Source organism: Stenotrophomonas sp. OVS01A (assembly GCF_019969775.1).
Lineage (GTDB): Bacteria > Pseudomonadota > Gammaproteobacteria > Xanthomonadales > Xanthomonadaceae > Stenotrophomonas > Stenotrophomonas indicatrix.
On sequence record NZ_JAHXYV010000001.1, the window covers coordinates 1,109,247 to 1,130,750 of the forward strand.

Here is a 21,504-nt window from a genome sequence, read left to right on the forward strand (position 1 = left end):
CATGGCCCGGCGCTACCGAGGAGGGGGTCATGTCATCTGCATTGAAGGTGGTTGCATTGGTGGGGTCGCCGACCAGTTCGGCGACGTCGCGCACGTTGCTGCTGGTGCGGCATCTGCTGGAAGAACTGCGTGAGCGGATCAACGTCAGCGTGGAGCTGGTCGAGCTGGCGCCGATCGCGCGCTCGCTGGGGCAGGCGCTGCAGCGTAGTGAAGTGGAGCCGCAGGTGGAGCGCGCGCTGGCCACGATTGAGTCGGCGCAGCTGCTGGTGGCGGCCACGCCGGTGTATCGCGGGTCCTATCCGGGCCTGTTCAAGCACCTGATCGACTTCATCGGGCTGGACGCGCTGGTGGATACGCCGGTGCTGCTGGCGGCTACCGGTGGCAGCGAGCGCCACGCGCTGGTGATCGACCATCAGCTGCGTCCACTCTTCAGCTTCCTGCAGGCGCATACGTTGCCGATCGGGGTGTATGCCACGCCGGCCGACTTCGACGGCGACCGGATCAACAGCGCTGCACTGCAGGCACGCATCCAACTGGCGGCCGAGCGTGCGGCTGGACACGTGGCGCACTTGGCGGCGGCGCTGCCTGCGCCGCTGCGCAGGATCGCCTAGGACGTGGCGGTGCAGCTGCGGCACCTGGCGTTCCTCACGCCGGGAAGCTATCTGCCGGAACAACCGCGCGCAGGCCTGGACGCGACGTTGGCGCTGATCGCGTTTGCCGAACAGCTGGGCTATGACGGCGCGTGGGTGCGCCATCGGCATCTGGAACCGGGCATCAGCTCGGCAGCGGTGTTCCTGGCGGCGGCCAGCCAGCACACCACGCGCATCGAACTGGGCAGTGCGGTCATCCAGCTGGGCTACGAAACACCTTTCCGCCTGGCTGAGGATCTGTCATTGCTGGATGCGCTGGCAGGTGGCCGGCTGCAGATAGGCGTCAGTACTGGCGCGCCGCCGCACGGGGAGCTGGTAGGGCCTTTGCTGTACGACAGCGACCCTGCGCGCATCGACTTTTCCCATGGCCGGGTGGCGCGGTTGCTGGAAGCGCTGCGTGGTGAGCCGTTGGGCGCCGCCGATGCCGAAGTCGGCAACGCCGCCACGCGCTATCGCCCGCGTCTGCAGCCACATGCGCCGGGGTTGGTGGACCGGGTCTGGTATGGCGCTGGCTCCCTGCAGTCGGCGCGTTCTGCGGGTGAGCAGGGGCTGCATCTGCTGCTGGGCAACGTCAACCGTGCCGAGCTGAGTGATGACTTCTTTGGCGCCCAGCTGCAGCACCTGCAGGCCTATCGTGCGGCATTGCCGGTGGGCAGCGCACGCCGCGTGGCGGTGGGGCGGGTGCTGGTGCCCACCGAGGGTGTGGATGCGGCCACGCGGCAGCGGATCGAGGCCTTCAGTGCGCAGCGGCGTGCGCGCACCCTGGCCCCGCAAGGGCCGCGACGCACGATGTTCGCACCCGACGTGGTCGGCAGCACGGCGCAGATCATCGCGCGGTTGCAGGCTGATCCGCTGCTGCAGCAGGTGGACGAGCTGCGGGTGGAGCTGCCTTATGAACTGCCCGAGCAGGACTACCGGCGCATCCTCACCACGGTGATCGAGGACATCGCGCCGGCACTGGGCTGGCGCGCACCTGCGCGAGCGGCGTGATGCCGCCCGTGCCCATAACGGCCGGCAGTCTGCTTATTGCCAACCTGCATCTGCATGGCCGGATCCGACCGTGGATTGTCGAGTTCCGGCGCTGGAATCGGGCCGTCCTTCTCTAGCATCGATATCGAAGCGGCAGTGCATTGCCGGCCCCTACGAGGACGATCCCGTGGCTGTAGACGCAACCCACAAACCCATCCTGTTCCTGCTGGACCGCGAGTTCGAGGACGGCCAGCTGCCCGGCCAACGCTTCTTCTGCCGGCACAGCCTGCTGCTGGAAGGTGCGCTGTCGAGCATCGATGGCCTGGACGCACAGCTGGATGTGCGCCGCATCGGCTTCAGCCGGCCGCGCCGCGAGGTGATCGCCGAGATCGGTGAGCAGGACCAGTCGCTGCCGAAGCTGGTGCTGCCGCAGGGCGTGGTCAATGAGCACGCCAGTGGTGAGTACCAGCAGCGCCAGTACATCTCCGGTGCTGAGCCGATCCTGGCGGCACTGAATGGCCTGCTTGGCATTCCCGTGGCCCATCCCTGAGCGAGGATGTGACGATGAGCTACCTCACCAGCGTGTTGGACAAGAGCCCGGTGGCCGACGGCAGCACGCCCGAACAAGCGCTGCGCAACAGCCTGCAACTGGCGCAGCGCGCCGAGCAACTGGGTTACCACCGCTACTGGTTTGCCGAACACCATGCCGCGCCGACGCTGGCCAGCCCGGCACCGGAAGTGCTGGCGGCGTGGGTGCTGGCGCAGACCCGGCGCATCCGCATCGGCAGTGGCGGGGTGATGCTGCGCCACTACGCCCCCTACAAGGTGGCCGAGAATTTCAATCTGCTGGCCGCCCTTGCGCCCGGACGCGTGGATCTTGGCGTGGGCAAGGCGCCGGGTGGTCTGCCGGCATCGACTGCCGCACTGGCCGCCGGTCGCCCGCCGTTCGCCGATTTCGACCAGCAGGTACGCGACCTGGAAGGCTATCTGTCCGATGCGCAGGCAGACGCTCAGGCGCGACCGATTCCGCAGACGCCGCCAGAGCGCTTCCTGCTGGGCGCGAGTCCACAGAGTGCGCGGCAGGCCGCAGAGCTTGGCTGGCGCTTCGTCTACGCCGCCCACTTCGATGGCGACCCGAAGCACATCGAGGCCGCCTTCGAGGCCTATCGCGCGGTGTCCGCGCACGCCCCGCTGCTGGCGACCGTGGCCTTCGCCGCGCCCACCAGCGAGGCCGCCGCCCGCCATATCGGCGCGTTGCGGGTCTACAAGCTGCACCTGGGCCCAGGGCAGACGGTGAACCTGCCCAGCCCCGAAGCCGCTGCCGAATACGCACGGCAGGTCGGGGTCACTGATTTCCGCGTCGAAGAAACACGCCCCAGCGTGCTCTCTGGCGACGCGCAGCACGTACGCAGCGAGCTGGATGCGCTGCATCGACGCTTCGGCGTGGGTGAATTCATCCTCGACGCGCCGGTGGCCGACCTCGACGCACGCCTGACGTCCCTTGAACTGCTGTCGCCCGCACCCCGCGCGGCGGTGGCCTGACTGCTGGAGCGACCCCATGACCACGACCCCGCGTCCCATCCCGTTCGGCATCATGCTGCAGGGCCCCGGCAGCCACATGCATGCGTGGAAGCACCCGTCCAACGTGTCCGATGCCAGCGTCAACCTGGGCTACTACATCGACATCGCGCGTACCGCCGAGGACAACGGCATCGCCTTCGGCTTCGTTGCCGACGGGCTGTACATCAACGAGAAGTCGATCCCGCATTTCCTCAACCGCTTCGAGCCGATCTCGCTGCTGTCGGCGCTGGCGACGGCGACGAAGAAGATCGGCCTGGCCGGCACGCTCTCCACCTCGTACAGCGATCCGTTCACCGTGGCGCGCCAGTTCGCCTCGCTGGATCTGCTCAGCGGTGGCCGTGCAGGGTGGAACGTGGTGACCTCGCCGCTGGAAGGCTCGGGACGAAACTACGGGCGTCCGCATCCGGAACACGCGCTGCGTTACCAGATTGCCGATGAGTACCTGGAAGTGGTGCAGGGCCTGTGGGATTCGTGGGATGACGATGCGTTCGTGCGTGACCGCGACAGCGGCACGTTCTTCGCGCCGGAGAAGTTCCGCCGCCTCGACCACAAGGGCCGCTTCTTCCAGGTGGAAGGCCCACTCAACATCCAGCGCTCGCCGCAGGGGCAGCCGGTGATTTTCCAGGCCGGTTCGTCCGACGATGGCATTGCGTTGGCTGGAAAATACGCCGATGCGGTGTTCACCCACGCGCCGTCGCTGGAGGAGACCCGTACGTTCACCCAGAAGGTGAAGAACTCGGCGATCGCCCATGGCCGCAGCGCCGGTGACGTCAAGATCTTTCCGGGGATCGGCCCGATCGTTGGCCGTACGGCGGAAGAAGCCGAGGCCAAGTACCAGGCGATTGCCGCGCTGGCCGGGCTGGACGATGCCCTGGCGTATCTCGGCCGCTTCTTCGACCACCATGATTTCAGCCAGTACGACCCGGATGCGCCGTTCCCTGAGCTGGGCGACATCGGCGCCAATTCCTTCCGTTCCACCACCGACCGCATCAAGCAGGATGCGCGCGAGCAGGGCCTGATCCTGCGCCAGGTGGCACTGCAGGCGGTGAGCCCGCGGCCGAACTTCATCGGCACGCCGGAACATGTGGCCGACGAACTGATCCGCTGGTTCGACGCCGGCGCCAGCGATGGCTTCATCCTCGGCTTCGCCGCGCAGCGCGAAGGCCTGGATGATTTCGTAACGCTGGTGCTGCCCCTGCTGGAAGCACGCGGTTACCACCGCAGTGCGCTGGAAGGACAGACCCTGCGCGACCACCTGGGCCTGCCACGCAAGGCAAGCCGTTACAGCACCGACGCCGAGCCGGCGCGGAAGGTGGGATAAGGCGATGAGCGGAGACACTTCGGTAGCGCCGGGCCATGCCCGGCGGAATTCGCCGGCAACGGGCGTGCTGCCCGAGATCGCGGCACGTGCCGAACAGGCCATCGCGATCCGCCACGACCTGCATCAGCATCCGGAACTGGCCTTCGAAGAACACCGCACCAGCGCCCGCGTGGCCGAGCTGCTGCAGCAATGGGGCTACGCGGTCAGCACCGGCATCGGTGGCACCGGCGTGGTCGGTACGCTGCAGCGCGGGCAGGGCCGTCGCCGGCTGGGTCTGCGTGCCGACATCGATGCGCTGCCGATCCATGAAGAATCCGGGCTGGCCTATGCCAGCCAGCGCGAAGGCCTGATGCACGCCTGCGGCCACGATGGCCACACCGCCATCCTGCTCTCGGCTGCCCACTACCTTGCGCACCACGGGCGTTTCGATGGCACCTTGCAGCTGGTGTTCCAGCCGGCCGAGGAAACCGGCTCGGGTGCTTCGAAGATGATCGCCGATGGCCTGTTCGAACGCTTCCCGGTCGATGCCATCTATGGCCTGCACAACTGGCCGGGCGTGCCGGTGGGGCACTTCGGCTTCGTCGACGGACCGGCGATGGCCTCGGTGGACTGGGCGCGTCTGCGGGTGATCGGCAAGGGCGGCCACGGCGCCGAGCCGCAGGGCAGCGTCGATCCGATCCTGGCTGCCGCGCACATCATCACCGCGCTGCAGAGCGTGGTGTCGCGCAACGTCGATCCGCGGCAGATGGGCGTGGTCACCGTCGGCTCGATCCATGGTGGGCAGGCGGCCAATGTCATCCCCGATGTGGTGGAGCTGAAACTGACCGTGCGCGCCTACCTGCCAGAGGTGCGCGATACGCTGCGCCGGCGGGTCACCGACATTGCCGAGCAGACCGCCGCTGCCTTCGGTGCGCGTGCCGAGATCGAATTCCCGCGCGGCTTCCCCAGCGTGATCAACCACCCCGAGCAGACGGCCTACGTCCGCGAGGTGGCGATACAGGGGTTCGGTGCAGGGCAGGTGGTGGAGGCCTTCGCGCCGCGTACCGCCAGCGAGGACTTTGCCTTCCTGCTGCAGGCGCGGCCGGGCAGTTTCGTGTTCGTCGGCAACGGCGACAGCGCGCCGCTGCACAGCCCGCGCTATGTGTTCAACGACGCGGCCATCGCCCCGGCGGCCAGCCTGTGGGCGCGTCTGGCCGAGCACTATCTGGTGGAGGACGTGGCATGAGCGTGCGGTATGACAACGATCGGTTCCTGTACACCTCGGTGGACGACCCGCTGGCGCGCCCGTTGTTCGACGGCCTGGAGCAGGAGTACGACCACCGCTATGCGGACGTGCGCCGGCGTATCGGTGGCAGTGCCCGCGAGGAGCTGCAGCGCTATCCGGCCGAAGCCTTCGCTGCCCCGGTCGGTGCATTCGTGCTGCTGCTGCGCGACGGCGTGGCGATTTCCGGCGGCGCGTTCATGCCGCATCGCGATGAGGACACCGCCGAGTTCAAACGCATCTGGACGCTGCCTGGCCTGCGTCGGCAGGGCATCGCCCGGCGCGTGCTGCAGGAACTGGAAGACCAGGCTGCACGGCAGGGCTATCGGCGCGTGTTCCTGACCACCGGCTTCCGCCAGCCTGAGGCGGTCGGCCTGTACCTCAGCCACGGCTACACCGCGTTGTTCGATCTGCATGCGGACCCGGAAACCATCGCGCATCTGCCGTTCGAAAAACACCTGGTGCCACAGCCACAGTCACAGGCGGGCGACGCAGCTACCCTCGCACTGCATGGAGCGGCGGCATGAGTACGCCTTCCACTGCCATCGAGGGCATTGTCCGCCAGCCGGCCACGGCGTTGAAGATCGTGCCGGCGCGGCATCCGTTGCAGGTGATCGGCACGGTGTTGGCACTCGCGCTGATCCTGATCGGCCTGCAGTCGGTGCTGGGCAATCCGCGCTGGGGCTGGGGCACGTTCGCCGAGTGGTTCTTTGCCCGGCCGGTACTGGAAGGGTTGGGGCGAACGCTGCTGCTGACCGCACTCGGTACCGGCCTCGGCTTCGCGCTGGGCACCTTGCTGGCCTTGGCCCGGGTCTCCGGTTCACCGCTGTTGTCGGCGGTGTCGTGGGGCTACGTGTGGCTGTTCCGTTCGATTCCGCTGCTGGTGTTGTTGCTGCTGCTGAACAACCTGGGCTACCTGTACAGCACCATCGAACTGGGCGTTCCCTTCACCGGCATCAGCCTGTTCTCGTACCCGACCACGCAGCTGATCGGCGTGTTCACTGCCGCCGTGCTCGGCCTCACCTTGAACCAGGCGGCGTTCTCGGCCGAGGTGATCCGTGGTGGCATCCTGTCGGTCGACCACGGCCAGTACGAGGCGGCCGCAGCGTTGGGCCTGCCGCGTGGGCGCCAGGTGCGCCGCATCATCCTGCCGCAGGCGATGCGTTCGATCCTGCCTGCAGCGTTCAATGATGTGATCGGCCTGGCCAAGAGCACCTCGGTGGTCTACGTGCTGGCGTTGCCGGAGCTGTTCTACACCGTGCAGGTGATCTATCGGCGCAACCTGGAGGTGGTGCCGCTGCTGATGGTGGCCACGGTGTGGTATCTGGTGATCCTTACCGTGCTGTCGCTGCTGCAACGGCGGGTGGAGCAGCGTTTCGCGCGCGGCCAGCTGCAGCATGAGCGCAGCGTGTCGCGGGTACCGTCTGCAGCACCGCGGGCGGCGACCGCTGCACGCGTGCCCAGCCGGGCGGCATTTGCCGTGCCGATCGAGGCCGGAACGGGCGCGGCTGTGTCCCTGCAGGGCGTGGGCAAGGCCTTCGGCGAGCAGACGGTGCTTGATGACGTGCATCTGGAACTGAGGGCCGGCAGCGTGACCGTACTGATTGGTCCGTCCGGTGCGGGCAAGTCCACGCTGCTGCGGCTGATCAATCATCTTGAACGCGCTGACAGCGGCTTCGTCACCGTGGGCGGCCAGCTGATCGGTTACCGCCGCGACGGCGACACCCTGTACGAGTTGCCGGAAGGTGAGATCCGCCGTCGCCGCGCGGAAGTCGGCATGGTGTTCCAGGGCTTCAACCTGTTCCCGCACATGACCGCACTGGAGAACATCATCGAAGCGCCCATCGCGGTGCGCGGCATTTCGCGCGCCCAGGCCGAGCAGCAGGCACGCACCCTGCTGGAGCGGGTGGGGCTGGCCGACAAGGCCGATGCTTTCCCGCGCCAGCTGTCTGGCGGCCAGCAGCAGCGTGTGGCCATCGCCCGCGCGCTGGCCCTGCAGCCGAAGGTACTGCTGTTCGACGAGCCGACCTCCGCGTTGGACCCGGAGCTGGTGTCGGAGGTGCTGAGCGTGATCGAGGAACTGGCCAGTTCCGGCACCACGCTGGTGATCGTCACCCACGAACTGGGCTTCGCCCGCCGCGTGGCCGACCACGTGGTGATGATGGACCAGGGCCGGGTGATCGAGCAGGGCACGCCGGACGCGCTGTTTGAACACCCGCGCCAGCAACGCACCGCCGATTTCCTGGCCAAGACCCTGTAACTCCCTTTCGAGAACCGCCATGAGCCCAGCATCGCAGCGACGTCCCGCCCGTAGCACCCTGTTGATCGTCGGTGCGCTGGTCATCGGCATTGCCGGCATCGTCTATTCGCGCGTGCGCCAGGGCCCCGACGGCGTGCCCGTTGCGGCGACCTCGCTGGCGGCCAGCAACGCGCAGATACTGAAGGGCACGCCCGATCCGAAGGCGCAGGCGCTGATTCCGGCCGGCTATCGCTTCGTCACCCCCGGCGCGTTCACCATCGCCACCCATCCCGGCCAGCTGCCATTGGCCGACTACGGTGCCGACAGCAAGGAAGTGGTGGGCGTGGAGCCGGACATCGCGCGGTTGATCGCCGATGGCCTGGGCCTGAAGCTGGTGGTGGTGCCGGTGGCCTGGGCCGACTGGCCGCTGGGGCTGGAATCGGGCAAGTACGATGCGGTGCTCTCGAACGTGACGGTCACTGAAGAACGCAAGAAGAAGTTCGATTTCTCCAGCTATCGTTTCGACCTGCTGGGCATCTACACCCGCACCGATGGCCCGATCCAGAAGATCGCCACACCGGCCGACATTGCGGGGCTGAAAGTGGTGGTGGGGGCCAGCACCAACCAGGACCAGATCCTGCGCCAATGGGACAAGCAGAACATCGCCGCAGGCCTGAAACCGGTGGAGTACCAGTACTTCGATGATGCGGTGATCGGGCGGTTGGCAGTGATCACCGGCCGCGCCGACGTGTCGTTCGAGCCGAATGCCACCGGCGCCTATTCGGCGCGCGATGGCAAGGTGCGCCGGGTCGGCCTGTTCCCGGGTGGCTGGCCGGACGCAGCGGCGATTTCGGTGACCACCCGCAAGGGCAGTGGCCTGGCCGATGCGGTGACCCAGGCATTGAACACCCAGATCAGCAGCGGTACCTACGCGAAGGTGCTGGCGCGCTGGAATGTGGCCGAAGAAGCGGTGCCGCAGTCGCAGACCAATCCGCCGGGGTTGCCGGGGTTCTAGCGATGCCGCTTGGTAGGCGTCGAGCTTGCTCGACGGAAGGCGTGCCGACCAAGGTCGGCCTCTACCGGAGGGCGTGCCAACCAACGGTTGGCACCCACCGGAATGCGAGGCGGGGCATGCCGACCAAGGTCGGCCTCCACCGGGGTCAGGGCTGCCAATCGATGTGTTCCAGGCGGGCGCCTCCATTGCCGTGAAAGAAACTGATCGCGGCGAAGCACACCTCGATGCCGATGCACCACGCCAGGGGATAGCCATCCACCTGGCCATTGTCGAGCCGGAAATAGGCGTTGCCGGCGCGGTGTTCGTTTCCGCAAGAGTGGAAGCCGCCGTCGCCGGGCTCGCGCAGGTACATCAGCCATGCATGCTCGGCATTGCGCAGCATGCACAGCGATGGACCGTCGGGCACCGATGCCCATAGTTCGAACTGGGGCATGGATGCGGCCAGCGCCAGTGCGCTGGCCAGCTGATCGTCGGTAGCGGCGGCGACAGGGCTGCCATCGAGTAGAAGTTCGATCACTTCGGTTCCTGCATCGGCATTACTGCCAACGTGCCTCCAAGGTTCGGAACGGGCCATCGAGCAGCACGCCGTCCTTGTCGAAGTTCCGTACCGATCGCCCATCCACGCGCACGTCCTTGGGCAGGGTACGGCTGGGCCACCATACGCGTACCGTCGTGCCCTTGCGCAGCCCCTTGCCGAGCGACACGGTCAGGTTGCCGTTGCGCTGCCGCGCCTGCATCTGCAGGGTGCCATAGGCAGTGGGCAAGCGTTCCACGGCCAGGCCCTCGCCAGCGACCCACGAAGGGGGCGTACCCGGCAGCAGCGACAACGCATCGTCGTCCTCGCGCATCAGCATGCCGAACAGGGTGCGGCCGTATTCGGCGCCGATCCAGGTGTGCGGCATGTCGCCCAGATAGCGTGGGAAGCGCAACCGCGAGTGCACGACCTCGGCCAGCACCTGCCATTCCAGCGGCCTGCGATCGTGCAGCAGGCCCTGCAGCAGCTCGTCGGCCGCTTCGGGCTGGCCCAGGTGCACGTAGCTCAGCACGTTGCGGATTTCATACGGCGTGTAGGCATACAGCGCACCGGGCTGGTTGCGCTTGCGCACATCGTCCAGGTAGCGGGCAAAGGTGGTGCGCAGGGCCTCGGCCGGCAGCACGCTCTGCGCACCGGTGGGATCCAGCGCGATCGATACACCGGTCGGGTCGCCATCGCCGAGGTCGGCCGATGACGGAATGAAGTCGATGCCCTTCCACGCCATCGTCGCGCGGATCGAGGCGTGCAGTGCGTCATACAGCGCCTTGTACTGTTCGCGCGCCCACGTGGCGGTTTCGTGGTCGCCCAGCGATTCGGCCAACCACGCGCCGTCATGCCAGCCCTTCAGGCCCCAGTAGTCGTCCCAGTAGCTGTGGGTGGGTGAGGGGTAGCCTTCGTGGCTGATCGACGGCGCAAGGATGCCGGCGAAGCGCTCCGGCGAGGGCTGGTCAGCCATGTAGCCCGGCACCAGCGTGCGTTCGCGCAGTTCCTGCAGGAAGCGCAGCGCGGCCTTCACCTTGGGCAGGTAGGCACGCACGCTTTCCGGCCCGCCATCGAGCCGGGCGACGTCGGCAACGAGGGTGACGTACTGGCCCTGGCTGTCGTACTCGATGTCCGAGCCGAAGCCGGTATTGACGCTGCCATCGTCGTTGAGGATGGGCGACACCAGGCCATTGCCGTGCACGCCGTGTTCGCTGTACCAGGCCAGGTAGTCGCGTGCCACTTTCGCTTCGCCCATGCGCAGCAGCACGGCCGAGGTGGCCATGCCATCGCGGATGAAGGAGCGGTTGTAGTTGCGCGGACCGGGCTGCATGGCCGGGCCGGTCTGGTTGATCAGCATGTAGGCGGCCTGTGCGCGCAGCATGTCCACCAGCGAAGGGTCGGGCAGGCGCAGGCCGACCTGGCCCAGCCGCGCCTGCCAATCGGCGGAGGCGCGGCTGGCCAGCGTGTCGAACGCCTTGTCGCCGTCGCGCGGCAGCGAGGCGAGGTTGAGGGCCGGTGCTTCCGGCAGCACGCCATTGGCATCGGCGGTGGCGGTACCGAGCGGGAAGGCCACCACCACCGCGTCGCTGGCACCGGGTGCCAGGGTGACGCGGTAGCTCAACGCCGCCGCTGCCAGGCCTGCGGCATCGCTGGACTGCTGTGCGGCAGGCAGTTGTCCGCTGGCGATGGCCGTGGTGATCTCGGTGTCACCTTCGTTGCCGAAGGGGGCGGTGCCAGCGGCATCCATCGCGCTGAGTGACTGCAGCAGCGTGCGGCCATTGACGCGCACGCTGTTGCCTTCGACGACCACCTGGCGGATCGGCGACAGGCCGCCGTTCTGCCACGGCGGGTTCATCTGCATCGGTCGCACTGCGAGGGTCAGGGTGCCTTCGATGGCCGCGCTGCCGGTGTTGCGCAGGCGATGGCGCACGAAGGTGACCGGTTGCCCGTCGCGCTCGATGGCGAAGGCCTCGCTGCGCAGTTCCAGCCCGGGCTGCGGTGACCACGTGGCAGACGGCATCGGCTTCCAGCCATCGCGCAGTGCGTGCTGCACCGGTTGTTCGGCGGCACCGGTCGCGCGGCCATCGGCACGGCGCCAGATCGGCTGCACCAGCGGTGCGCCCTTGTAGGCTTCGATGTTGCCGTATTCGTCGAAGATCGATTTCTGCCGGCCCGCATGCACGCCGACCGCGGTCCAGTAGGTCTGCTGCATGTGCAGCGAGGCCGGGAACAACGCGCGCTGCGCGCCACTGGCGGCGATCTGGTACCGCTTCATCGGCGTCATCACCGCCTTCGGGCCGAGCAGGCGGATGCGTTTGACCTGGGGTGCATCGCCTTCCACGGTCAGCCGCAGTGCCTTGATGTCCAGTGGCGCCTCGGCCGCCAGCCAGCTGTGCTGCCGGGTCGCTGCCTGCGCATCGCGCGCCAGTTCGTGCCAGCGGCCCTGTGCGTCCTGCGCCTGCAGGCGTGCAGCGCCGTGCACGTTGGCCCAGTCCACCGCCAGCCCGGTGCTGGGCTGCGCACGGGGCAGGGTGATGTCGAGCGTGTGGATGCCGCCTTTGCCTGCGGGGATGGCAACCGTGCCGCCGCCCTGCCACAGCGCAGCAGACTGGGTGGCGTCCAGCCCGGTCACCCGTGCGCTGAGCGTGGTGTCGAGCGGTTCCATTTCGAAGATGGATACGCCCCAGTCGGAAGTGCGCTGCGGGCTGGCCAGGCGCAGGTAGCGGGCCTGTCGCGGCGCGAAGTACAGGGTCTCGATGCCACCCAGCGAATCGCCCATGACGTAGGCGCTTTGCCACTGCTTGCCGTCGAGCGAGGTCTGCAGCGAATAGCCTTCGGGGTTGGAGACATCCCAGGTGAGGCGTGCACCGGCCAGCATCGCAGGCTTGCCGAGATCGACCTGGAACCAGTGGCCGGGACTGAACGCGCCGCCGGTCACCGTCTTCGGATCGTTGTCGATCAGGTGGCTGATCGCCATCGCCGGAACCTGCTGCGACGACGCGCTGGCCTGCCATTGCGCGCGCGGTGGCAGGTTCTGAGCGGTGGCGGTGGCGGCCAGTGACAGGCCGAGCAGCAGGGCCGCGGCAAGGCGCCGGTTCGGCAGGCGTGGAGCGGTCCAGCGGTCAGCGCACAACGTCATTGCGAAGGCCTCACATCGGCAGGGCCCGGGAACGGGCGGGCCTACGCTAGCAAGGGATGTAACCGGTTACATGACGCGTCGCAATATTTCCCGGGCGGGTCCTGGCACGAGGGTTCATGAATGCGCACAGATACGCTCGCGCAGCCAGCGATGTGCCGGATCGCGATGCACGCGTTCGTGCCAGAGCATCACCATCTCGAACCCGGGCACATCAATGGGCGCGGCAACCGCCTTCAAGGCCGGGTCCTGCGCGACCAGGCGCGAGGGCATCATCGCCACCAGGTCCGTGCGCAGCAGCACGCTGCGCAGGAACAGGAAGTGCGGCACCGACAGCACCACGTTGCGACGCGCGCCTACATGCGCCAACGCGCTGTCGGTGCCGCCATGGAAACCGCCGCCATCCGGTGACACGATCACATGGTCCAGCGCGCAGAACTGCTTGAGCGTCGGCCGCCGCTTCAGTCGTGGATGGTCGCGACGCCCGGCCAGTACGTAGCGTTCCTGGAACAGCGGACGATGGTGCAGGGAGGGAGGCGCGTCGGAGGTGATGTGGAGGGCGAGATCGATCTCGCCGCGTTCGCTCTGCGCCACCATCTGCGCCGGCGCCAGGCTGACCACGGCCAGGCGCGTGCCGGGTGCGCGCACGCGCAGGTCGGCCAATGCCGGCAGGACGATCGTGGTTTCGCCGAAGTCCGACGCCATGATGCGCCAGGTCTGCTTGGCCTGGGCCGGATCGAACGCCTGCACCGGTGCGACCGCACGCTGCAGTGCAGCCAGTGCTTCGGCCAATGGTTCGCGCAGCGCATCGGCACGTGCGGTGGCACGCATGCCGCGTGGCCCCGGCAGCAGCAACGGATCATCGAACAGGTGGCGCAGGCGCGCCAGCTGCACGCTGACCGTGGGCTGGGCCAGATGCAGGCGTTCGGCCGCGCGGGTGACGTTCTGCTCTTCCAGCAAGGCCTGCAGGGTTACCAGCAGGTTGAGGTCGATGCGACGCAGGGTATTGTCCATGGCAATGCCGGGGATTGCAGGAATTCATTTCAACTATAGCGTGGCGGCACCCAACATGGCCGGCATTCCCTCCCTGGTACCACCATGAACGTTCTGCTTGTCTACGCCCACCCCGAACCCACCTCGCTCAATGGCACCCTGAAGGCCTTCACCGTCGAGCACCTGCAACGCGCCGGCCACACCGTGCAGGTGTCCGACCTGCATGCCATGCAATGGAAGGCGCAGATCGATGCCGACGATCACCCCGGGCGGGATCCTTCGGTGCCGTTCCACGCGTCACTGGATTCGCGCGACGCCTTCAGGACGGGCCGGCAGAGCGCCGACATCGCCGCCGAGCAGGAAAAACTGCGCTGGGCCGACGCGGTGATCCTGCAGTTCCCGCTGTGGTGGTTCTCGATGCCGGCCATCCTGAAGGGTTGGGTGGATCGCGTGTATGCCTATGGTTTTGCCTATGGCGTGGGCGAACATTCCGACCGGCATTGGGGCGACCGCTATGGCGAGGGCGCGATGTCCGGCAAGCGCGCGATGCTGGTGGTCACCACCGGTGGTTGGGAGTCGCATTACGGTCCGCGCGGCATCAATGGGCCGATCGACGATGTGCTGTTCCCGATCCAGCACGGCATCCTGTTCTATCCCGGCTTTGACGTGCTGCCCGCGCATGTGATCTACCGCAGCAGCCGTATCGATGAGGCGTCCTTGCCTGGCGTGCTGGAGGGGCTGGGCGCGCGGCTGGATGGGCTGGCGAGCGATCCGGTGATTGCCTACCGGCGGCAGAACGGTGGTGATTATCTGATCCCTGCACTGAGCCTGCGGCCTGAGTTGGCCGAGGGTGAGGCAGGGTTGGGAGTTCACGTGCAGGAACAGGTGCACCCGGATCACTGACGCGGATGGCTCTGGACCCATGGCGGAGAGGCTGTAGGGTCGAAGCGACTGATCGCACCATCACGGGTTGTCACTTGACAACCTTTGCGATCGCATCCAGACTCAGAGGGAAGGGAATGCCCCGTTCGCGCCATCCGGACAAAGACATTGAAGCTGCCCTCCGTTTCGCCGAGTCGCGTGGATGGTGGCTGCGGATCGGCGGCAGTCATGCCTGGGGACGAATGTACTGTCCCTACAACGACAAGGACTGCCGATGCGGGGAATTCTGTGTGGTGAGCGTATGGAGCACGCCCCGGAATGCCTTGAACCATGCGCGGGCCTTGTGTCGCGTTGTCGAGAACTGCAGCCGTGAGCGATGACGCAGTCGCCATCCTCCCAAGGACACATCGATGATGGAATTCACCTTCATTCTCAAATACCGTCTACCGGATACAGGTACCGATGCTGGCTCGCTTGAGCAACGCCTTGCCGATGCCGGCTGTGATGATGCGCTGCTGGGCATTGGCAGGCCGGGCAGGTTGGCGCTTGAATTCTGCCGTCAGGCGACCAGCGCCCGGGAGGCCGTACTTTCCGCGCTTGCAGATGTACGACAAGCCGTACCCGGTGCAGAGCTGATCGAAGTCAGTCCCGATCTGGTTGGGCTGACGGATGTCGCTGATCTGCTGGGCATGTCACGGCAGAACATGCGCAAGTTGCTGCTCGCGCACCCGCAGACGTTTCCGGCACCGGTGCACGAAGGCAGCGCGTCGATCTGGCATCTGGCCGATATTCTTTCGTGGATGCAGGCGCGCGGCAGCCAGAAGGTCAGCAGCGAGCTGGCGGAGCTCGCTGCTGCGGCGCTGCAGATCAATGTGGCGAAGGAGCAGGAACGGCTGGTTCAGCATCCCGGCTGAGGGTCGCTGCGCGACAGGCCGTTACAGTTGCACACGCTCCCACCAGCGCGTACCAGCGGTCGGTGATTGCATGTCCAGTGCCTCGCCCATCATCGGCGTGGCCACCGGCACGTTCTTTGCGGCAGACAATGCGCTGATGCGTTCGAACGGTTGCTGCCACTCGTGCAGGGCCAGGTCGAAGGTGCCGTTGTGGATCGGCAGCAGCCACTTGCCACGCAGGTCCAGGTGCGCCTGCAGGGTCTGTTCGGGCTGCATGTGCACGAATGCCCAGCGTTGATCGTAGGCACCGGTTTCGATCATCGTCAGGTTGAACGGACCGTACTTCTCGCCGATGGCCTTGAAGCCGTCGAAGTAGCCGGTGTCGCCGCTGAAGAAGATGCGGAAGTCGCCGTCCTGGATCACCCACGACGCCCACAGGCTGCGATCGCTGTCACCCAGGCCGCGGCCGGAGAAATGCTGGCCGGGGGTTGCGGTCAGGCGCAGGCCAGCGGCTTCGGTGGACTGCCACCAGTCCAGCTGCTCGACCTTGGCTGCATCCACGCCCCAGGCAATCAGCTGGTCGCCCACACCCAGCGGTGCGATGAAGCGCGCGGTCTTGCCGGCCAGCTTCATTACCGCCGCGTGGTCGAGGTGGTCGTAATGATTGTGCGAGAGGATGACGCCGGCGATCGGCGGCAGTTCGTCGATGCTGATCGGCGGCGCATGGAAGCGTGCCGGGCCCATCCATTGCACCGGTGAGGCGCGCTCGGAGAACACCGGATCGGTCAGCCAGTACTGCCCGCGCAGCTTCAGCAGGATCGTCGAATGCCCCAGGCGGAACAGGCTGCGGTCGGGCGCCGCATCCAGGGTGGTGCGGTCCAGCGCCTGCACCGGGATGGGGTGGTCGGGCACGGTGCCCTTGGGCTTGTTGAACAGGAAGGTCCACCAGATCTCCAAGCCATCACGCAGGCCCATTGCCGGTTTCGGCAGGGCATTGCGGAACTTGCCTTCGCGGTACTGCGGCGAATCGGGGAAGTCGGGGAGGGACCAGGATTTGCAGAAGGTATAGGCGGTCACGACGAGGATTCCGAGCAGGAGGACAAGGAGCAGGCGCTTCATGGGTGACGTCCGCAGGGTACACTGCACAGTGTAGTTTCCGGATTTCAGAAAGTACACTGCTGGGTGTAAAATGGTGGCATCCGTTCAGCTGTCTGGTTCCGCCATGCCCCGTACCCCGCAACGCCTTACCGACCGCAAGCGCGAGGCCATCGTCCGCGCGGCGGTGGAAGAGTTCCGTTCGGCCGGCTACGAGGCGACCAGCATGGACCGCATCGCGGCGGTGGCTGGCGTCTCCAAGCGCACCGTCTACAACCACTTCCCGAGCAAGGAAGAACTGTTCGCGCTGATCCTGGAAGAGCTGTGGCAGAGCAGCGTGGCCAGCGTCGAGCTGCCGTACCGCGCCGACCAGCCGCTGGATGTGCAGCTGCTGCAGCTGCTGCGGCAGAAGCTGGACCTGCTGGGTGATGCCAACTTCATCGATCTGGCGCGGGTGGCGATGGCCGAGATCATCCATTCACCCGAGCGCGCGCAGGCGATCGTCTGCCGCATGGGCGAGAAGGAGAGCGGCGTCAGCGCATGGATCCGTGCGGCGATTGCCGATGGGCGGCTGCGCCAGGTCGATCCGGAATTCGCCGGCCATCAGCTGCAGGGCCTGGTGAAGAGCTTCGCGTTCTGGCCGCAGGTGACGATGGGCCAGGCGCCGCTGGCGCAGGCCGAACGCACGCGCGTGGCCGAGTCGGCGGTGGCGATGTTCCTGGGCTTCTACGCGGTGTAAGCCGGCGGCTGCACGTCAGTGCGCGCCCAGCTGCCTGAGATAGGCGCAGAACATATCCGCGACCGCATCGGCATAGACGCGCATCTCGGCGGCAGTGCGCGGTTCACTGGAAAATTCGCGACCGGTGGCACCCAGCGTGGTATCGATCAGATCCACCGCCAGCTGGCGCGTGCCCGCCGAGGCCTGCGGCAGCAGCTCGGCCATGAACACGAGCATCGCTTCGTCGGTCTCGCTGCGTGCTTCCTGCGCTTCCGGCGCATCGCGGTACAGCGGCGCGGCATCGTTCAACGCGCCACGGGTCTGCGCTTCTTCGCATTCCGACACGATGAAGGCATGCACCAACGTGCGCAGGCGCTGCAGGTGCGGTTGTCGTGTGTCCTGCAGGATGTCGCGCAGCATCGCGCCGGTCTGCTGCCACTCGTCGCGCTGCAGGCGGAACAGGATTGCCGCCTTGTTGGGAAAGTACTGGTACAGCGAACCGACGCTGACGCCGGCGCGTTCGGCCACCCGCGCGGTGGTGAACCGGGGGGCGCCTTCGTGCTTCAGAACCTGAGCAGCGGCTTCGAGAATGGCCGCGACCAGGTCGTTCGATCGTGACTGGCGAGGCTGTTTTCTCGAGGAAATCTGCGGCGGACGACGTTCGGACATGGGGCTTTTCCAATGCGAATAGGCGGAACCGGAGATCGTCCGTATTCTTGATTGCGACGAATCATTCGCATTCTAACCCCGTCATCGCAAGGAACATCCGTCCATGTCCACCCTGATCTCAACCCCGGTCGCGCCCCTGCTGGTACGCCTGTTCACCGAAGCCGACAGCGCGCTCAGCCCGGCCTTGACCTCCGTCTCCCCCGAAGAGCGGCAGCGCCTGCTGGGCAGCCGCACCGAATACCGGCGCCTGTATGGCGAGCTGCTGAAGGACCTGTGGCTGCCGGTGTCGCCGGAAACCGGCCGCCTGCTGTACCTGCTGGCGCGCAGCAGTGGCGCGCGCAGCATCGTTGAGTTCGGGACGTCGTTCGGCATCTCCAGCATCCATCTGGCTGCGGCGTTGCGTGACAACGGCGGCGGCCGCCTGATCACCACCGAGTTCGAACCGGAGAAGGCGCGCCGTGCCGCCGGCCACCTGCGTGAAGCGGGCCTGGACGATCTGGTCGAGATCCGCGTGGGCGACGCACTGGAGACCCTGGCGGTGGACCTGCCCGATACGATCGATCTGGTGCTGCTCGATGGTGCCAAGGTGCTGTACGACGATGTGCTGGAGCTGCTGCACGAGCGGCTGCGCCCGGGCGCAGTGGTGATCGCCGACAACGCCGACGACAGCCCGCGCTACCAGCAGCGCATGCGCTCGGGCAATGCAGGCTATCTGTCCGTGCCCTTCGCCGACGATGTGGAGCTGTCGATGCGGCTGGCCTGAAGGCCGCTCAGGCCAACTGCCGGAACTGCTCCGGTGGCAGGGCCCGTGCATACAGATAACCCTGGCCCACATCCACCCCCAGCGCACGCAGCAGCTGCTCCTGCGCCGGGGTCTCGGTGCCTTCGGCAACGACGATGGCACCGCAGCGGTGGGCTACTTCCACGATGAAGCGGACGATGGACTGCGACTTGGCATCGGACAGCGTGGCGATCAATGCCCGCTCGATCTTGACCTCGGCCACCGACAGCTGCGACAGCAGGATCAGGGTCGAATAGCCGGCGCCGAAGTCGTCCAGTGACAGGCTCATGCCAGCGGCCAGCAGAACGACGACGTTGGCATCGACGACGTCGCGCTCGACGATTTCGGTCCACTCGACGATCTCCAGCCGCAGCATCGCGCCGGGTATGCGCTGCTGCTCCAGCAAGGTGCACAGGCGTGCGCCGAAACCGGGTTGGCGCAGCGATTCGGCGGACACGTTCACTGCGATCGTCAGCGTATGCCCGTCATCCCTGCAGTGGCCAAGGAAGGCGGTGGCCGCCTGCAGCGTGGCCCATTCCAGTTCGGCCAGGCGTCCGCGACGGCGCAGCAGCGAAACCACCCGCATCGGTGCAATCAGGTGGCCATCGCCATCGCGCATCCGCAGCAGCGCCTCGGCGCCGACCAGGTGGCGGTCCTGCAGGCGGAACTTGGGCTGGTAGTACAGTGGTGCATCGGCGTGCTGCAGCCAGTGGTCCAGCGCGGTCTCGATCAGGGCATCCACTTCGCTGTCGCGCTGGATAGGATCATCGAAGAACACCACACCGGACTCGATCGCGTTCAAGGCCAGGGTGACCGCGCGGAACGGGATGGAGCTGTCGTCCTGCGTGGGCGGCTGCAGCTCGACCACCGCGCAGCGGAACACCGGGCGGAAGCCCGGCCAGTCATCGCCGATCACCGTGGACAGGCGGTCGGCCAGCGCAGGCAGCCCGGTATCCGCGCGGAGATCGGCAAGGCTTGCGTCCGGCAGCAGGATCGCCAGCGCGCTGTCACCGAACTGATAGATCTCCATCGCATCGGTCGGTCGCGCATGCAGCAGGGTGCGGCGCACGGCCTCGGCGTTGTGCGGGTTCCACAGGCCGCTGTCATTGAGCGGGCCATAGCGCAGCAGCAGGTCCTGCAGGTTGCCCATCTCGGTCACGATCAGGCACGCATTGCCGCGGTCGTCGCTGCTGCGCCAATGACGCTGCAGACGCTCGTCGAGGGCGCGCAGGTTGGGCAGGCCGCTCACCGGGTCGATGCGCATCCACGCATGTTCGCGTTGGCGCTGGGCATCGATCTGCGCATCGTTGTAGACCAGCGCGAATACGGCCACCAGCACCAGCAGTGACACCGGCAGGGCCAGCACGCGCTGGGTGGCCAGTTCCAGCAGGGGCAGCTGCGCGCTGCCGATGATCGCCACGCCCAACACCAGCCCGATCAAGGTCACCGCGATGCGCACCGCCCAGGCCTGCAGGATCAACCGCAGTGAGAAGTGGGTGAGCATGCGCGGGTATATCCGCCCGCGCAGCCAGATGCCTGCCAGCACCTGCAGCGCCGCTTCCAGGCTGGCGGGCAGGAAATACTGCGTGCCGGAGAACTGGTAGCGCGCCAGCAGGCTGGCCAGCAGGCAGGTCACGCCGCCGCGCCAGCCGCCCAGCAGACCGCTGATCAGCAGGATGTCGATGCCGAGGTTGAGTTTGACCACGCCCTGCGCGTAGCCGGCCACGAACCATGAATTGAACAGGTAGATCAGGCCGAGGATCGCGCCGATGTAGACGCGGCGTCCTTCCATGGCATGGCCGCCGCGGCGGGTGGCGATCAGGAACACGCCGATCATGCCGATCACCGCAGTGGCCTGCAGCAGGTACAGCGGCAGGCTGGGCAGGGCGCTGTCCAGAACCCGGGTCGAGAGCCTCGATAGCGCATCGATAGCCATAGCCGGTCCTGTGTGCGGCCAACTGCCAGTAGACGCAGAGTAAACCACGGCCGCGTGTACGGCCAAACCGGGGCTGCCAGTGTGTGCTGAGCGCTGGTCTAGTAACGCGGATCGGCGATGGCGGGCAGCACCAGCTCGCGCACGAAGCTGGACGGTGACAGCTGCAGCAGGGCGCGCACCATCGACACCACGTCGTGCACCGGCACGTACTCGCCATTGCCGCGTGCGGCCGCCTGCTGCAGCGGCACCGACAGTGCATCTTCGGTATTGAGGTAGCCCAGCTGTAGCGTCGTCACGGCCAGCCGCTGCTGGCGGAAGCCTTCGCGCAGGGCATCGGCAATGCCGTTGAGCGCGAACTTGGACGCGCCGAAGGCCACCTCGGGGCGGCCACTGCGTGGCAGCGCCGAGGTCGAGCCGGTCAACACCAGTTGCGGGCGGCGCCCGCCGAGCACGCGCGGCAGCAGCTGCTTGAGCAGCAGCAGGGTGGCGGTGATGTTGACGTCCACCAGCTGCGCCAGCGCGCTGTCACTTTCGTTGAGGAAATCGTACTCGTCACTGAATGCGGTCTCCTCCCAGATGCCAAGGTTATGGATGAGCACATCGAGATCCGGCGGCGCCTGCGCCGCGATGCTGGCGGCGGCCCGTGCTGGCTGGCTCAGGTCTGCTTCTATCCAGTGCAGGTCGACGCCCTCGCCGCAGTCCAGCTGCGTGGGGCGTGTGCGCGATACGCCGATGACGGTATCGCCGGGCCGGCAGAGGCCTTCCACGAAGGCGCGGCCAAGACCTTCGCTGGCGCCGATGACCATGAGTTTCATGCGGTGTCCTTTGCTGTGGGGTGTCCGATTCGG

The 21,504-nt window shown here is 66.9% G+C and carries 21 protein-coding genes; 14 read left to right on the top strand and 7 right to left on the bottom strand.

The annotated features are described in order from the left end of the window. Positions 1 to 29: 29 nt before the first annotated feature. The 9 genes from msuE to LC407_RS05325 all read left to right on the top strand — a co-directional run bounded on the left by msuE (position 30) and on the right by LC407_RS05325 (position 9,036). On the top strand, positions 30 to 611 hold the full coding sequence (gene msuE, locus LC407_RS05280) for an FMN reductase (RefSeq protein ID WP_223482312.1): 582 nt from the start codon (positions 30 to 32) through the stop codon (positions 609 to 611). 3 nt (positions 612 to 614) lie between these two features. Continuing rightward, positions 615 to 1,640: an LLM class flavin-dependent oxidoreductase gene (locus tag LC407_RS05285; RefSeq protein WP_223482313.1), complete on the top strand. Its 1,026-nt coding sequence runs from the start codon at positions 615 to 617 to the stop codon at positions 1,638 to 1,640. A 166-nt stretch (positions 1,641 to 1,806) separates the two neighbouring features. Further along, a complete protein-coding gene (locus tag LC407_RS05290) occupies positions 1,807 to 2,169 on the top strand; it encodes a DUF3088 family protein (RefSeq protein WP_089240600.1) in 363 nt (120 codons plus the stop codon). Between the two features lie 14 nt (positions 2,170 to 2,183). Continuing rightward, positions 2,184 to 3,161, top strand: coding sequence for an LLM class flavin-dependent oxidoreductase (locus LC407_RS05295; protein ID WP_223482314.1), 978 nt, complete (start codon positions 2,184 to 2,186; stop codon positions 3,159 to 3,161). A 16-nt stretch (positions 3,162 to 3,177) separates the two neighbouring features. Next, complete coding sequence (locus LC407_RS05300; protein ID WP_223482315.1) at positions 3,178 to 4,521, top strand: LLM class flavin-dependent oxidoreductase; 1,344 nt, start codon at positions 3,178 to 3,180, stop codon at positions 4,519 to 4,521. 4 nt (positions 4,522 to 4,525) lie between these two features. Continuing rightward, positions 4,526 to 5,746 (top strand): M20 aminoacylase family protein, encoded by a 1,221-nt coding sequence (locus LC407_RS05305; RefSeq protein WP_223482316.1) that lies wholly within the window; start codon positions 4,526 to 4,528, stop codon positions 5,744 to 5,746. Then, positions 5,743 to 6,309 carry a GNAT family N-acetyltransferase gene (locus LC407_RS05310; protein WP_059063980.1) on the top strand — a complete coding sequence of 189 codons (567 nt, stop codon included), beginning with the start codon at positions 5,743 to 5,745 and terminating at the stop codon, positions 6,307 to 6,309. The genes LC407_RS05305 and LC407_RS05310 overlap by 4 nt, the downstream gene beginning before the upstream one ends. Then, positions 6,306 to 8,042 carry an amino acid ABC transporter permease/ATP-binding protein gene (locus LC407_RS20885; protein WP_317850703.1) on the top strand — a complete coding sequence of 579 codons (1,737 nt, stop codon included), beginning with the start codon at positions 6,306 to 6,308 and terminating at the stop codon, positions 8,040 to 8,042. Before LC407_RS05310 ends, LC407_RS20885 begins: the two co-directional genes overlap by 4 nt. A 19-nt stretch (positions 8,043 to 8,061) precedes the next feature. Continuing rightward, complete coding sequence (locus LC407_RS05325) at positions 8,062 to 9,036, top strand: ABC transporter substrate-binding protein (protein ID WP_223482317.1); 975 nt, start codon at positions 8,062 to 8,064, stop codon at positions 9,034 to 9,036. 145 nt (positions 9,037 to 9,181) lie between these two features. On the opposite strand, the gene LC407_RS05330 is transcribed toward LC407_RS05325, so the two are convergent. The 3 genes from LC407_RS05330 to LC407_RS05340 all read right to left on the bottom strand — a co-directional run bounded on the left by LC407_RS05330 (position 9,182) and on the right by LC407_RS05340 (position 13,703). Further along, a complete protein-coding gene (locus tag LC407_RS05330) occupies positions 9,182 to 9,610 on the bottom strand; it encodes a hypothetical protein (RefSeq protein WP_223482318.1) in 429 nt (142 codons plus the stop codon). After that, a complete protein-coding gene (locus LC407_RS05335) occupies positions 9,573 to 12,692 on the bottom strand; it encodes a discoidin domain-containing protein (RefSeq protein ID WP_223482319.1) in 3,120 nt (1,039 codons plus the stop codon). Before LC407_RS05335 ends, LC407_RS05330 begins: the two co-directional genes overlap by 38 nt. Positions 12,693 to 12,806: 114 nt before the next feature. After that, positions 12,807 to 13,703 carry a LysR family transcriptional regulator gene (locus LC407_RS05340; RefSeq protein ID WP_080148989.1) on the bottom strand — a complete coding sequence of 299 codons (897 nt, stop codon included), beginning with the start codon at positions 13,701 to 13,703 and terminating at the stop codon, positions 12,807 to 12,809. 84 nt (positions 13,704 to 13,787) lie between these two features. Between LC407_RS05340 and LC407_RS05345 the strand changes: the two genes are divergently transcribed. From LC407_RS05345 to LC407_RS05350, 3 genes are all read left to right on the top strand, one after another. Then, the gene (locus tag LC407_RS05345) at positions 13,788 to 14,585 is read left to right on the top strand and encodes an NAD(P)H-dependent oxidoreductase (RefSeq protein WP_080148988.1); all 798 of its coding nucleotides are present in this window, start codon (positions 13,788 to 13,790) and stop codon (positions 14,583 to 14,585) included. A 116-nt stretch (positions 14,586 to 14,701) separates the two neighbouring features. After that, positions 14,702 to 14,944, top strand: coding sequence for a hypothetical protein (locus LC407_RS20845; RefSeq protein ID WP_080148987.1), 243 nt, complete (start codon positions 14,702 to 14,704; stop codon positions 14,942 to 14,944). Positions 14,945 to 14,977: 33 nt separating this feature from the next. Continuing rightward, positions 14,978 to 15,478 carry a DNA-binding protein gene (locus tag LC407_RS05350; protein ID WP_223482680.1) on the top strand — a complete coding sequence of 167 codons (501 nt, stop codon included), beginning with the start codon at positions 14,978 to 14,980 and terminating at the stop codon, positions 15,476 to 15,478. Positions 15,479 to 15,499: 21 nt separating this feature from the next. Here the strand turns inward: LC407_RS05350 and LC407_RS05355 are convergent, their stop codons facing one another. Continuing rightward, positions 15,500 to 16,576: an MBL fold metallo-hydrolase gene (locus LC407_RS05355; protein ID WP_223482320.1), complete on the bottom strand. Its 1,077-nt coding sequence runs from the start codon at positions 16,574 to 16,576 to the stop codon at positions 15,500 to 15,502. Positions 16,577 to 16,679: 103 nt separating this feature from the next. Between LC407_RS05355 and LC407_RS05360 the strand changes: the two genes are divergently transcribed. Next, positions 16,680 to 17,291, top strand: coding sequence for a TetR/AcrR family transcriptional regulator (locus tag LC407_RS05360; protein WP_032976163.1), 612 nt, complete (start codon positions 16,680 to 16,682; stop codon positions 17,289 to 17,291). 15 nt (positions 17,292 to 17,306) lie between these two features. On the opposite strand, the gene LC407_RS05365 is transcribed toward LC407_RS05360, so the two are convergent. After that, on the bottom strand, positions 17,307 to 17,939 hold the full coding sequence (locus tag LC407_RS05365; RefSeq protein ID WP_025874904.1) for a TetR family transcriptional regulator: 633 nt from the start codon (positions 17,937 to 17,939) through the stop codon (positions 17,307 to 17,309). Positions 17,940 to 18,042: 103 nt separating this feature from the next. Between LC407_RS05365 and LC407_RS05370 the strand changes: the two genes are divergently transcribed. After that, positions 18,043 to 18,702, top strand: a complete 660-nt coding sequence (locus LC407_RS05370; RefSeq protein WP_105163941.1) for an O-methyltransferase — start codon at positions 18,043 to 18,045, stop codon at positions 18,700 to 18,702. A gap of 7 nt (positions 18,703 to 18,709) precedes the next feature. On the opposite strand, the gene LC407_RS05375 is transcribed toward LC407_RS05370, so the two are convergent. Further along, positions 18,710 to 20,650, bottom strand: coding sequence for a bifunctional diguanylate cyclase/phosphodiesterase (locus LC407_RS05375; RefSeq protein WP_080149509.1), 1,941 nt, complete (start codon positions 20,648 to 20,650; stop codon positions 18,710 to 18,712). Positions 20,651 to 20,754: 104 nt separating this feature from the next. Continuing rightward, entirely contained in the window at positions 20,755 to 21,471 is a 717-nt protein-coding gene (locus LC407_RS05380) for an SDR family NAD(P)-dependent oxidoreductase (protein WP_223482322.1), read from the bottom strand. Positions 21,472 to 21,504 lie beyond the last annotated feature (33 nt).